Below are 13,674 nucleotides of genomic sequence, written 5' to 3' on the forward strand. Positions count from 1 at the left end.
TCTTCTATCTTTACAGTTGTCAAAAGTATAAAAAATAGATAAATGGATATTACAAAGCAGGTAGATGTTTTAACAAAAGGAAGAACTTTGGTTTTAAAATTAATTACAGATTTTTCTTTAGAACGTATTAATAAAATACCTGAAGGTTTTAACAATAATATAGGGTGGAATGTTGCGCATTTGCTAGTAACACAGCAATTGTTGTGTTATAAGTTTTCTGGTTTAAAAACAGCTTTAACCGATGAAATGATTGCTAGGTATATGAAAGGAACAGCTCCAGATGGACATGTTATAGAACAACAAGAATGGGATTTGATTAAAAAATTGTTTGCTGAGTTACCACAAAAATTATTAGTAGATTATAACCACAATATATTTAATACATACACTGAGTACACAACAAGTGTAAATGTAGCCTTAGATTCTGTTGAAAAAGCGATTGACTTTAATAATTTTCATGAAGGTATACATTTAGGCGTAATTTTAGCATTAAGAAAGTTGGTGTAGTATACTGACTTTCTTAAAACATATGGTAAACAAAACCTACGCTAATAACAGTGTTGAAATCGTTTGATATATTGGAATCTAAATCTGGGTTTACACCATCTATCCAATCAGATAAATAATATTTGAATCCCATTTGTGCTACTAAATCATAATAAGGACTTGCCTTGTATCTCGCACCAAAAGCAAAGTTTGTAGATAGAGAAACAGAGTTAGTTTTTGAAATATAACTTGCTTTATATTTATCAGGATAGATGTTTTTTTCAGATAAGTTTTCTCCGTCTTTTCCATATGTTGGGGTGGAACTAAAGTAGTTTATCCCTAGTCCAACAGCTAAATAAGGGTTTACTTTGTTTTTATTTCGGTATCTATTATATCTGTGTAAGAATCTAATAATATCTCTTAAATAAAATTGTAGTTCGTTATCAAGACTTAAAATGGTGGTTTTAGAACTTAATCTTGCAAGTAAAATATTGTTAGGAGTGTTTTCAGGAGGTGAACTAAGAGGTTTGTTTCCTGTTCCATAAGATTTATTGTCAAAAGAAGACGTATTAATTCCTAAGCTTGTTTTTAAAATGGCATGTCTATATATAGGATTTGCCCCATATCTTCTTGGTAGAATGTGTAGGTAATGAGTTCCATTTAAGGCAAAACCATTTATAGTTAATTTACCATCAGCAGGTCCTTTGGCAGTAAAGTCTGTTTGGAAATTAGAAATACCTATTTCACCTCCAAATTCATGTTGATAAATGAAGCGTCTCTGTGCGTTACTTTTGGTTGTAAGTAACAAGGTGAATAATATAAATAATAGTAACTTTTTCAATGTGTTGATTTGTTAAAAAGTTGAGAGTCAAAAGTATGAAAAAAACATAACATTTGTTATTTTATGCTAATGATTTCGTTGATTTCAGAATTGGCTCTTAATGTGATGGTTTTTTCAAAATTATAAATGGGCTCTGGTTGAATTTTTTGCTTAAAATTACCATTATCAAACTTGTTATTTTTGTTTAAATCTTGTATAACTCTTATTTGATATTCAGCAGGAGGTAGTTTTGTAAAAGATATTTCTTGAGAAGTGTTTACAATTTGAATCGTTTTGTCAACAAATTTGTTGCTAGAAACTTCTATTATTAACCTTGTGTTGTTTGGGTTTTTTATGGTTAAAATAATATCTCCATATTCTTCGGTGTCTAAAGTTTTTAGCTTTATTATTTGTTCTCCAGAAGTTTGGTTTAAAATATCTGTAAACGCTAATTCCTTTAAGTTTAAAGAATAATACTTATTGGGCTCTCTTTTAAAATCAATGAGAATACGTTGTCTTTTTACATCATTTTTAACTGAGTATTCTACTGGAATAGAGTCTTGTTCTAATACTTGTATACTATCTATATAAATAAAATCAACAGGAATGTTACTGGTTAGAATAATAGAATCATTAGGGTGGAGTGTTCCTTTAAGATTACTTTTAATAATTAATGAATCTATTTTTAAATCTCTAGGCATTCTAGTAAAGTTTTCAAATAGAGTATCTTGTTTAATATTTATTGTTATAGAATCTTTAGGGAATTCTTTAAACCAAAAGTATAGAGAATCTTTGGCCGATGGTTTTGTAATTACATAATTGTTTTGAGCTATTCCTGTAGCAGAAACTTTGGGAATTTCTTTTCCTTGATATCCTAAAATGATTACATGTCCACTAGTTTGTGTTGGTCTCATTATTTTAGGATCTCTAGGTTCTTTAAATAAAATAAAAGTTTCAAGTGTATCAGCTGTTTTTAAATCAATATCATTATTTAAAAAACCAATTCTCTCTAATCCTTTGTCGTATTTGTAATTGTTGTTTTTATCTTCAAGAGCAATTACTTTATAGTTTGCTTCTGATAAGTTTTCTAAACTATAAAAATCACTATTTAAAGTGTTTGATAGGTAATTAGGAGTGTAATTTCCTACTAAGGTGTCATTGGCATTTTTATATGCCATAACACTAATGTTTTCTATTTCTTCGTCTACAATAAGTGGATCTATAACTTTACCAGATATGCTTAACGAATCTACAAAAGTTCCTGTGCTAAAAACATAAGAAAATTTACCTAATTCATTCCCTTCATTATTGTCTACAATACTATTTCCAAAGTTTATAGTATAGGTGGTATTAGGTGTTAAGGGTTCTAAAAACTCAATGCTAATTTTTTTAGAAACACCAATTTCAGGTTTTATAATAGGTTTCTTCTCCATAGGCGGAGAAATAATTAATTGAGAATTTAGTTTCTCAAATTTTATATACTCATCAAAAAGAATAATTACCTTTTCTGAATTAAAAGAAGTTGTTTTATTTGCAGGTTTAGCAATAGCCATCACAGGTGGAATACTATCTTTTGGTCCTCCTGTAGGGCTACCCATTCTAGCGCAACTTGTTAAAAAAAGTGCTAGGATAACAAATAAAATGGCTATAATTTTTTTCATAAATATATGCTACAAAGAAACTGTTTTTTTGTGATAATTAAACAACACATGCAATGGTAATAATAGAGATATTAACATTGTTTAACTCTTTAAGAGCTTTAGCGCAAGAAATTAAGGTAGATCCAGTTGTTAAAACATCGTCAATCAGCAAGATATGTTGTTTGTTGAAATGATATTTTGGGTTAGATTTAAATAAATTTTTAACACTTTTATGACGTTCTTCCTTGTTTTGCTTGGTTTGTGATTTGTTGTTTTCTGTTTTAAGAATACCATCTTTAATATATTTGGCATTTAGGTGGTTAGCTAGGGTGTTAGCTAAAACATCAACCTGATTATAACCTCTCTTTTTTTCTTTTTTCGGATGCAAAGGCACTGGAATTACAACATCAATATTTTTAAACCTAGAACAGGTTTTTAATTCGTTAATAATCGTTAGCGCTGCATTCAAGCCAAACTCTTGTAGCCCCTTGTATTTTAAGTGTTTTAATAAGGTTTGTATTGGGCTTCCTTTTTGATAAAAATATAAAGAAGCAGCTTCACAAATATCAACTTTACCTAAAAACAACTTTTCTAAAGGGTTGTTGTGGTAAGGTATAAACGATGTAAATTCTAGTTGATGTTGGCAGTCAAGACATAAAAAAGATTGGTTTGAAGCAATAATACATTTACAATGTAAACATCTATTAGGTACAAATAGGTCTCTTAAATCTTTCAAAAGATTCATAGCTTTTATGTTAAAAATAAACAATATTTTTAGACTAGTTTCTGACAAATTAAAATTTATGATTTATGAAAAACACTAAAAATATTTTAATAGCAATTTTGCTGTTAGTTATTATTGGTTTTATAGTGTATAACTTTAAAATAACCAATGAAAACAATGCTTATAAGCAGGCTATTCAGGATGAAAAGCAAGCACTAAAAAAAGAGCTAGATATCACTTTGCAAGATTTAAGTGTTAATCAAGAGCAAAATATAGCCATTACTAAAGATTTTAATGAAGCCAATGAAAAATTAAAAGGAATCAGAGCTCAGTTAGAAAAATCTAAGGATGAAGTAAAAAAACTTAAAACCAAATTAGATAGTTCACAAGAAAATAGTTTTAAAGCCTTACAAACCTTGAGAGCCTCCTTAGAAGGGGTTAAAATAAACAACAAACTTTTGTTTAAAAGTTTAGATTCTATTAAAACTTTAAATGATAGTTTAATGGTAACTATTGCGGTAACCAAATCGGAATTAAACGCAGAAAAATTACAAAGCCAAGAACTGTCTTTAAAATTGTCTGAGGCAACTAAAATCCAGATTTCAAAAGTTGAAGTTTACGCTGTAGAAGAAGAAAAATCTGGAGAAATAAAAGAAACCAACCGATATAAGAAAGCAAATGGAATTCAGGTAAAATACAATGTGTTAAACAATAAAGCATTAACAAATGTGGAATGTGATGTGTTTTATGTGTTAAAAAATGCTGATGGAATTATCATCAAATCAAACGGGGAATTTTTATACAACGGAACACTAAAAAAGTTTACAGATGGAACAAGATTGGTTTTAAACGGTGAAACCATGCCTGTAAGTGATATTATTTCTTTGCAAGACGTTGTTTTGGACAAAGGGACTTATACTTTAGAGTTTTATAGTCTAGATGGTTTGTTGGCAAGTGAATCTTTTGTTTTAAAAAGTAGCTTTTTAGGTGTTTTTTAAATAAAATAAGTAGATTTTAGAATAGAATAATTATAATACAAAAAGCTTTTATATTTTTGCGTAATGGCAAAACAAGAAGATCAATTTAAGAAGGTTATTTCTCATGCAAAAGAATACGGATACGTATTCCAGTCTAGTGAGATTTATGATGGGTTGAGTGCAGTATATGACTACGCACAAAACGGAGTAGAGTTAAAGAAAAATTTACGTGAGTACTGGTGGAAAGCCATGGTGCAAATGCATGATAATATTGTAGGATTAGATGCTGCAATATTTATGCATCCAACCACTTGGAAAGCTTCAGGTCATGTTGATGCTTTTAATGATCCTTTAATAGATAATAAAGATTCTAAAAAAAGATACAGAGCAGACGTTTTAATAGAAGATTATGTTGCTAAGTATGATGATAAAATAGAAAAAGAAGTTAAGAAAGCAGAAAAACGTTTTGGAGACTCTTTTGATAAAGAACAATTTTTAGCTACCAATCCTCGTGTTTTAGAATACAAAGAAAAAGGTGCCGCTATTTTAGCTAGAATGGGAAAATCTTTAGAAAATGAAGATTTAGCCGATGTAAAAGCATTGATAGAAGAGTTAGGAATTTCTTGTCCTTTGTCTGGTTCTAAAAGTTGGACAGATGTAAAGCAATTTAATTTAATGTTTGGTACAAAATTAGGAGCTTCTGCAGAGCACGCTACTGATTTGTATTTACGTCCAGAAACAGCGCAAGGTATTTTTGTAAACTTTTTAAATGTGCAAAAAACTGGAAGAATGAAAATTCCTTTTGGTATTGCACAAACAGGAAAAGCTTTCCGTAACGAAATTGTGGCTCGTCAGTTTATTTTCCGTCAACGTGAGTTTGAACAAATGGAAATGCAATTTTTTGTACGCCCTGGAACTCAAAAAGAATGGTATGAGACTTGGAAAGAATCTCGTTTAAAATGGCATTTGTCTTTAGGTTTAGGAATGGATAATTACCGTTTCCACGATCATGATAAATTGGCTCATTATGCCGATGCTGCTGCAGATATTGAATTTAAATTCCCTTTTGGATTTAAAGAATTAGAAGGAATTCACTCAAGAACAGATTTCGATTTAAAAGCACATCAAGAATTTTCTGGAAAGAAAATTCAATACTTTGATAATGAAATCAACGAAAACTACATTCCTTATGTAGTAGAAACTTCTGTTGGTTTAGATAGATTATTTTTAGCGGTTTTCTCTAATTCTTTACAAGAAGAAGAATTAGAAGATGGAAGCTCAAGAACAGTTTTAAAATTACCAGCAGTGGTAGCTCCAAACAAAGCGGCTATTTTACCATTGGTTAAAAAAGATGGATTGCCAGAGATTGCTAAAGATATTTTTGATCAATTAAAATTTGATTTCAACGTTACTTACGATGAAAAAGATGCTATTGGTCGTAGATATCGTCGTCAAGATGCAAATGGAACTCCATTCTGTATTGCTGTAGATTATGAAACGAAAGATGATAACATGGTAACTATTCGTCATAGAGATACTATGGAACAAAAACGTGTTGCCATAGCTGATTTAAAATCTATTATAGATGCAGAAGTAAACATGGGAGTTTGGTTAAACAAAGCCAAATAAAATAACTTGTTATAAACAAAAAGAGGTTGTTTAAAAAGTAAAAATTTCGTCAAATTGAACTTGTTTCAATTTCTCATAACTACTGTTTAACAGTGTGTTGTGATTCTGAACTAAATTCAGAATGACGTTTTCTAAAACTTTTCAGAGAACCTCTTTTTGTTTGTATGTTAGTTGGTGATTTTTGGAAAATACTTTTTTCTTAACCAAAAAGACACTTTAACTAATAATATCAATGTAGGTACCTCTACTAAAGGACCTATAACTCCTGCAAAAGCCTGTCCTGAATTCAGTCCAAAAACGGCAATAGCTACTGCAATAGCCAATTCAAAATTATTTCCGGCTGCTGTAAATGCTACTGATGCTGTTTTATCATATTCTGCTCCTGTTGCTTTGGTAAAAAAGAAACCAATGATAAACATTAAAGTAAAGTATAATAATAACGGAATTGCAATAATTAGTACATCCATAGGAATTTGTACAATTAACTCTCCTTTTAAAGAAAACATTACTACAATGGTAAATAACAATGCAATTAAGGTTAATGGAGAGATTGCTGGAATGTATTTGGTATTATACCATTCCTCACCTTTTAACTTTACTAAGAACACTCTACTTAATATTCCTAATAAGAAAGGAATTCCTAAATAAATGGCCACGCTTTCTGCAATAGTTGCTACGGAAATATCTACAATAGCTCCTTCAAAACCAAAATATGGAGGTAAAACAGTAATAAATAGCCAAGCATAAAAACTATAAGCAAATACTTGGAAAACACTATTTAAAGCTACCAATCCTGCTCCGTATTCACTACTTCCTTCGGCAAGGTCGTTCCACACCAAAACCATGGCAATACAACGTGCTAAACCAATTAAAATTAACCCGACCATGTATTCTGGATAATCACGTAAAAAAGTGATGGCCAATACAAACATCAATACAGGTCCAATAATCCAGTTAAGGATTAAAGAGATAGAAAGTATTTTGGTGTTTCTAAATACCTTTGGCAATAGCGAATAATTCACTTTAGCTAAAGGAGGGTACATCATTAAAATTAATCCAATGGCAATGGGAATATTTGTAGTACCGCTGCTCATCGAATTTATTAGATCTGGAAAAGTTGGTACAAAATATCCTATACCAACACCAATAATCATGGCTGTAAAAATCCACAATGTTAGATTTCTATCTAAAAAGCCTAGTTTTTTCATGATGAATAATTTTTAAGATTTTACTTGAGAAAAAACATAGAACATTTCTGTTGCTATTTGTAAACTTCTCTCATTGTATTTCTCAGTTTGTTGTGGAGTATTGTCAAACGCCTTTGGGTCTTCAAAAGTAATAGGAATACGTTTTTCTGCTCCTGCAATAAAAGGACATCCACCATCTGCTTGAGAACAAGTCATTATTGCAGCAAATTCTCCTTCAGGATTAAAAGTATCATCTAATTTTTTAGAAAAACCAATAATAGGATGAGCATTTTGTGTGTATTTAATACTATATACTGGATTGTCTGTTTCAGAAAGTTTTTGAATTTGAAATCCATTATTTTCTAATATTTCTGCCACTTTAGGGAAAAGTGCTGTTGCTTCTGTTCCTCCAGAGTAACAAGAAACGTTTTTAATTCCAAAATAGGATGCCATTGCTTGTGCCCAAACTTGAGACAAGTGGCTTCTTCTTGAATTGTGTGTGCAAATAAAATTGATGCGGATGTCTTGGTTGTTTTTTGCTTTAGATTGAATAAAATCAACTAAAGGTTGTAGTGTTTCTTTACGTTCCTTAGAAATACTTTCTGGTTGTAAAGTTTCAATGGTTTGTTGTATTTTATCAAATACATTTGTTTTAGTAGTAATCATTATATATGTTTTAGTTTTATTAGTTAACAACATCCTCCTCCTGGAGTACAACTAGAATTGTTGTTTGCTACAGGAATGGTTTTTAGTGCTGGTTCTGGAATTCCACAATTGTCTTTTGCCAAACAATCTGTTTGTTTACTAGTTAATAAGAAATTTGTTCCGTTAAAATCTAAACCAAATTTACCGATGGTTTCTGCTTGGTATTCTACTTCAATTTCTAAATCCTCTATACCTAGTGTTTTTTCTGATAATTCAATGATGTTTAATAATTTTTCTGGGTGTAACCTGTGGTCATAATCATCTGCACTCCATAGCTGAAAGTTTACCACTTCTTCCTTACGAACGGTTCCTCCACAGTCTATAAAATGTTTGGTTATTTTTCCTACTTCTGTTACGTGAAAATGATTAGGCACCAAAGTATTGTCTGGCAATTGAAATGCAATGGTGTTTAATTCTTTTAATACTGATTTTACTTCTGAAATTTTCATATCTGTTTATTGCGATTTTACGATTAATACATGCAAATTTTTTTAACAACAAGTTTTTTGAGAAAGATCTTGATCTAAGAACACAGCCATTACTTGTTTCATTTTAGACCAATTTTCAGTGTCTATACAATAACAAACACTTGTTCCTTCTATGCTTCCTTTTATTAGGCCTAAGTTTTTTAATTCTTTAAGATGCTGAGAAATGGTAGGTTGTGCCAATCCAATTTCGTTAACTAAATCTCCACAAACACAAGAATTAATTTTAAATAAATGCTGTAGTATTGCTACTCTAGCAGGATGAGCAAAAGCTTTTGCAAAACGAGCAATCTCATTTTGTTTGTCTGTAAATATTTCTGTTTTTACTAATCCCATCTTATTGTTTTCTATATTGCAATATTACAATTAATATTTATTTCTCAAAATAATTAATTAAAATATATTTTATTTAAGAATATCTTAGTTTGTAGTTTAAGAAAATAATACAGTTTAAAAAGTATTATTTTTTAGGAAAAACAGTTTTACTAAAAAACAATAAAATCATTACTCCAATGGTAATAGCACTATCGGCAACGTTAAAAATGGCATTAAAAAAAGTAAAATAATTTCCGCCTACACCAGGGATCCATTCAGGAAGATTTCCTTGCCAAATAGGGAAATACAGCATATCAACCACTTTACCATGAAATAAATCACCATAGGCATTCGCTGTATCTAAAGTAGCCAATTGTCCGTAAGAATCGGTAAATAGTACTCCGTAGAATACAGAGTCTATAATATTTCCTAAGGCTCCACAAAAAATTAAAGAAATTGAAATAATTAATAAGTTGTGGGCTTTTTCTTTAATACTTTTCCTTAACCAATAACCTATTCCAACAATAGCACATAGTCTAAATAAAGTTAAAATAAGTTTCCCTGTTCTTCCTCCTAATTCAGTTCCCCAAGCAGCTCCATTGTTTTCTATAAAGTGAATTCTAAACCAATCAAAAACGTAAATTTCTTCTCCTAGTTGAAAATTGGTTTTGATGTATATTTTACTAATTTGATCTATTAATAAAACAATAACGATAAGTAGAATAGATTTTTTTGTGTTCATGTCAGTGGTAAAAAGAAAAGTTTGCAATCGAAATTACAAACTTTTTATATGGCAATTTAAAAAGGAATTCCTTTTATTATTTGTTTTCTGCGTTTTTAGCATCAATGCTTAAAGTTGCATGAGGTACTAATTTTAATCGTTCTTTTCTAATTAATTTTCCTGTGGCACGACAAATTCCGTAAGTTTTATTTTCTATACGTAATAATGCGTTTTTTAAATCACGAATAAATTTTTCTTGACGAATAGCCAATTGCACGTTTGCTTCTTTAGACATGGTTTCAGATCCTTCTTCAAAAGCTTTAAACTGTGGAGACGTATCGTCTGTATTGTTAGAACTCCCGTTTTTATAAGAGCTTTTTAAGATCTCTAAATCATTTTTAGCACGTTCAATTTTTTTAAGAATAATTTCTTTAAACTCAGCCAAGTCCTTATCGCTGTATACTACTTTTTCATCTGCCGTTGCCATAACTTTTTAGATTTTATGTATGAATATTTTACTTTTTATATCATCGAATTCAATATCTAAACCATTACTTAGTTCATTTACAAATTCTAATTCATTAGTTAAAGTTTCACTTTTGATATATACTTGGTTTGTGTTTACTGCTTTTTCTAAAACTTCATTAACAAGGATAGATAATTTAATTTTATCTGTAACCTCTAAACCAGAATCTTTTCTCAGGTTTTGTACCCTGTTAACCAATTCTCTAGCCACTCCTTCGTTTTTTAAATCATCAGAAATAGTTACGTCTAAAGCAACTGTTAATCCTCCTTGATTTACAACTAACCAACCTTCAATATCTTGTGAACTTATTTCAACTTCTTCTAGTGTTAAATCTACTAAATTTTCTTCAATGTTAACACTAATTTTACCTTCTCGCTCTAATTTAGCAATATCTTCTTGCGTAAATTTTTGAATTTCAGCACCTACCAACTTCATGTTTTTTCCAAAACGAGGTCCTAGAACTTTAAAATTAGGCTTAATGTTCTTTACTAATACTCCAGAAGCATCGTCTAGTAAATCAATTTCTTTAACATTTACTTCAGATAATATTAAATCCTGAACCGCTAAAATATCTTCTCTTTGCTGTTTGTCTAATACGGGAATCATGATTTTTTGTAATGGTTGACGTACTTTAATCATTTCCTTTTTACGTAAAGACAATACCATTGATGATATTTGTTGAGCCTTTTGCATTTTGCGTTCTAAGTTTTCATCTATAGCAGAAATATCTGCTTTTGGAAACTCGGCCAAATGTACTGACTCATAGCTCTCTGTATGTGTTGCTGATGTTAAATCTTTGTAAAGATTATCCATAAAAAACGGAGCTACAGGAGCACTTAACTTGGCAACAGTTAACATACAAGTATACAATGTTTGATAAGCTGATATTTTATCAGTTCCATAGTCTCCTTTCCAGAAACGTCTTCTGCTTAAACGTACAAACCAGTTTGATAGATTCTCGGTAACAAAGTTCTGAATTTCACGAGTAGCTTTTGTGGCCTCGTATTCATTATAAAATTTATCAGTCTTTAAAATTAATGTGTTTAATTCTGATAAAATCCAACGATCAATTTCGGGTCTATCTTCTAATTTGATGTCTGCTTCTGCATATTTAAATCCATCAATATTAGCATATAAAGTAAAGAAAGAATATGTGTTGTATAATGTTCCAAAGAATTTACGTCTTACTTCATCTACTCCTTCTAAGTCAAATTTTAAGTTATCCCAAGGATTTGCATTAGAAATCATGTACCAACGTGTTGCATCGGGTCCATACTGATCCATTGTTGTAAACGGGTCAATACCATTTCCTAAACGCTTAGACATTTTTTTACCGTGTTTGTCTAAAACCAATCCGTTTGATACCACATTTTTATAAGCAACATTGTCAAAAACCATGGTGCTAATGGTGTGTAAAGTATAGAACCAACCACGAGTTTGATCTACTCCTTCTGCAATAAAATCAGCAGGATAGAATTCTCTGTTGTCTATCAATTCTTTGTTTTCAAAAGGATAATGTTGTTGTGCGTATGGCATAGCACCAGAATCAAACCAAACATCAATAAGGTCTGCTTCACGTTTCATAGGCTGTCCTTTTGGAGAAACTAAGGTGATAGCATCTACTACATTTTTATGTAAGTCTATGTTATCGTAGTTTTCATCAGACATGTTTCCAACTTCAAAAGCATCAAAACTTGTAGGGTTTTCAATTCCTGCAGCTTTGGCTTTTTCTATTTCAGCTTTTAATTCTTCAACAGAACTAATCAATATTTCTTCTGTACCATCTTCGGTTCTCCAAATAGGCAATGGAATTCCCCAATAACGAGAACGAGATAAGTTCCAGTCATTTGCATTTTTTAACCAGTTTCCAAAACGACCTGTTCCGGTAGATTCAGGTTTCCAGTTAATGGTTTCGTTTAATTCGTGCATACGGTCTTTAACCTCCGTAACTTTTATAAACCAAGAATCTAATGGGTAGTATAAAATAGGCTTGTCAGTTCTCCAACAATGTGGGTAACTGTGCTTGTATTTTTCTACATTAAAAGCTTTGTTTTCTTCTTTTAGTTGAATGGCAATTTCTACATCTACAGATTTTTCTGGAGCTTCGCCATCATTGTAATATTCGTTTTTTACGTATTTTCCTGCATGAGGTCCTACTTGTGATCTGAATTTCCCTTGTAAATCTACTAAAGGAACTGGGTTTTCATTCTCATCTAAAACCAACATCGGTGGTACTTCTGGAGTAGCATTTTTAGCTACAAAAGCATCATCTGCACCAAAAGTAGGAGCTGTGTGTACAATACCTGTTCCGTCTTCGGTAGTAACAAAATCTCCAGTAATTACTCTAAAAGCATTTTCAGGATTTTCATATGGCAATGCCCAAGGCAATAATTGTTCATATTTAATCCCTTCTAAATCTTTACCTAAAAATGTTTCTCCAACTAAAAATGGTATTTTTTTATCTCCTTGCTTATAAGTTTGTAGTTCTTCCTCAGTTGATACAGCAGCAAACTTTTTTCCAAATTGTTTTCCAACTAAGTTTTTAGCCAAGATAACGTTGATAGGTTCAAAAGTATATTGGTTGTATGATTTTACTAAAACATACTCAATTTTTGGCCCTACGGTTAAGGCTGTGTTACTTGGTAAAGTCCATGGAGTAGTTGTCCATGCTAATAAATGTACTTCGGCTAAGTTTTGTAAACTAGCAGGAAGTGTTTCTTTAATAGCTTTAAACTGAGCAACAATAGTAGTATCTGTAACATCTTGATACGCTCCAGGTTGATTAATTTCATGAGAACTTAATCCTGTTCCAGCTTTAGGCGAATAAGGCTGAATGGTATATCCTTTGTAAATTAAATCTTTTTTGTAAATCTGACCCAATAACCACCAAACAGTTTCCATATATTTTGGTTTATAGGTTACATATGGATTTTCCATATCTACCCAGTAACCAATACGTTCGGTTAAATCGTTCCAGATGTCTGTATATTTCATCACTGCTTTTTTACAAGCAATGTTGTATTCTTCAATAGATATTTTTGTGCCAATATCTTCTTTGGTAATCCCTAATTCTTTTTCAACACCTAATTCTACAGGTAAACCATGAGTATCCCATCCTGCTTTACGTTGTACCTTAAAACCTTTCATGGTTTTAAAACGAGGGTAAACATCTTTAATAGTTCTCCCTAAAACGTGATGAATTCCTGGCAATCCGTTTGCAGATGGAGGCCCTTCAAAAAACACATATGGTTCTTTTCCTTCCCTAGCATCAATACTTTTTTGAAAGATGTTGTTTTCTTGCCAAAACTTAAGTGTTTCTGATGCAATATTGGTTAAACTTAATCCTTTGTGTTCTTTAAAGTTTGCACTCATTTTATTGGGTATTCAATTTGGACTGCGAAATTACGGTTTTAATTGATGAATCACAACAGGATTTTCTCCTTGTGTTTTAAGAATTTA

General features: G+C 31.0%; 13 protein-coding genes. 3 read left to right on the forward strand and 10 right to left on the reverse strand.

Annotated elements, in window-relative coordinates; genetic code table 11:
* Nucleotides 1-42 precede the first annotated feature (42 nt).
* The gene (locus ACXGQT_RS11455; RefSeq protein ID WP_457828732.1) at nt 43-507 is read left to right on the forward strand and encodes a DinB family protein; all 465 of its coding nucleotides are present in this window, start codon (nt 43-45) and stop codon (nt 505-507) included.
* 13 nt (nt 508-520) lie between these two features.
* On the opposite strand, the gene ACXGQT_RS11460 is transcribed toward ACXGQT_RS11455, so the two are convergent.
* The 3 genes from ACXGQT_RS11460 to ACXGQT_RS11470 are packed head-to-tail and all read right to left on the reverse strand — an operon-like array spanning nt 521 to nt 3,691.
* Nucleotides 521-1,327, reverse strand: coding sequence for a hypothetical protein (locus tag ACXGQT_RS11460; protein ID WP_457828733.1), 807 nt, complete (start codon nt 1,325-1,327; stop codon nt 521-523).
* A 56-nt stretch (nt 1,328-1,383) separates the two neighbouring features.
* Nucleotides 1,384-2,967: an Ig-like domain-containing protein gene (locus ACXGQT_RS11465; RefSeq protein ID WP_457828734.1), complete on the reverse strand. Its 1,584-nt coding sequence runs from the start codon at nt 2,965-2,967 to the stop codon at nt 1,384-1,386.
* Between the two features lie 37 nt (nt 2,968-3,004).
* The gene (locus tag ACXGQT_RS11470; protein ID WP_457828735.1) at nt 3,005-3,691 is read right to left on the reverse strand and encodes a ComF family protein; all 687 of its coding nucleotides are present in this window, start codon (nt 3,689-3,691) and stop codon (nt 3,005-3,007) included.
* 65 nt (nt 3,692-3,756) lie between these two features.
* On the opposite strand from ACXGQT_RS11470, the gene ACXGQT_RS11475 reads away from it, so the two are divergent.
* Both ACXGQT_RS11475 and ACXGQT_RS11480 read left to right on the forward strand, forming a co-directional pair.
* The gene (locus ACXGQT_RS11475; protein WP_457828736.1) at nt 3,757-4,668 is read left to right on the forward strand and encodes a hypothetical protein; all 912 of its coding nucleotides are present in this window, start codon (nt 3,757-3,759) and stop codon (nt 4,666-4,668) included.
* Between the two features lie 63 nt (nt 4,669-4,731).
* The gene (locus ACXGQT_RS11480; RefSeq protein ID WP_068823920.1) at nt 4,732-6,276 is read left to right on the forward strand and encodes a glycine--tRNA ligase; all 1,545 of its coding nucleotides are present in this window, start codon (nt 4,732-4,734) and stop codon (nt 6,274-6,276) included.
* Between the two features lie 167 nt (nt 6,277-6,443).
* Here the strand turns inward: ACXGQT_RS11480 and arsB are convergent, their stop codons facing one another.
* The 7 genes from arsB to ileS all read right to left on the reverse strand — a co-directional run bounded on the left by arsB (nt 6,444) and on the right by ileS (nt 13,587).
* A complete protein-coding gene (gene arsB, locus ACXGQT_RS11485; protein WP_457828737.1) occupies nt 6,444-7,484 on the reverse strand; it encodes an ACR3 family arsenite efflux transporter in 1,041 nt (346 codons plus the stop codon).
* A 12-nt stretch (nt 7,485-7,496) separates the two neighbouring features.
* Nucleotides 7,497-8,129: an arsenate-mycothiol transferase ArsC gene (locus ACXGQT_RS11490; protein ID WP_457828738.1), complete on the reverse strand. Its 633-nt coding sequence runs from the start codon at nt 8,127-8,129 to the stop codon at nt 7,497-7,499.
* A gap of 23 nt (nt 8,130-8,152) precedes the next feature.
* On the reverse strand, nt 8,153-8,617 hold the full coding sequence (locus ACXGQT_RS11495; protein WP_457828739.1) for a DUF6428 family protein: 465 nt from the start codon (nt 8,615-8,617) through the stop codon (nt 8,153-8,155).
* Between the two features lie 42 nt (nt 8,618-8,659).
* Complete coding sequence (locus ACXGQT_RS11500) at nt 8,660-8,989, reverse strand: ArsR/SmtB family transcription factor (protein ID WP_457828740.1); 330 nt, start codon at nt 8,987-8,989, stop codon at nt 8,660-8,662.
* 124 nt (nt 8,990-9,113) lie between these two features.
* Nucleotides 9,114-9,710, reverse strand: coding sequence for a lipoprotein signal peptidase (locus ACXGQT_RS11505; protein ID WP_457828741.1), 597 nt, complete (start codon nt 9,708-9,710; stop codon nt 9,114-9,116).
* Between the two features lie 76 nt (nt 9,711-9,786).
* Nucleotides 9,787-10,176, reverse strand: a complete 390-nt coding sequence (locus tag ACXGQT_RS11510; RefSeq protein ID WP_457828742.1) for a TraR/DksA family transcriptional regulator — start codon at nt 10,174-10,176, stop codon at nt 9,787-9,789.
* A gap of 6 nt (nt 10,177-10,182) precedes the next feature.
* The gene (gene ileS, locus ACXGQT_RS11515; protein ID WP_457828743.1) at nt 10,183-13,587 is read right to left on the reverse strand and encodes an isoleucine--tRNA ligase; all 3,405 of its coding nucleotides are present in this window, start codon (nt 13,585-13,587) and stop codon (nt 10,183-10,185) included.
* Nucleotides 13,588-13,674 lie beyond the last annotated feature (87 nt).

The organism is Wenyingzhuangia sp. IMCC45467, from assembly GCF_054111205.1.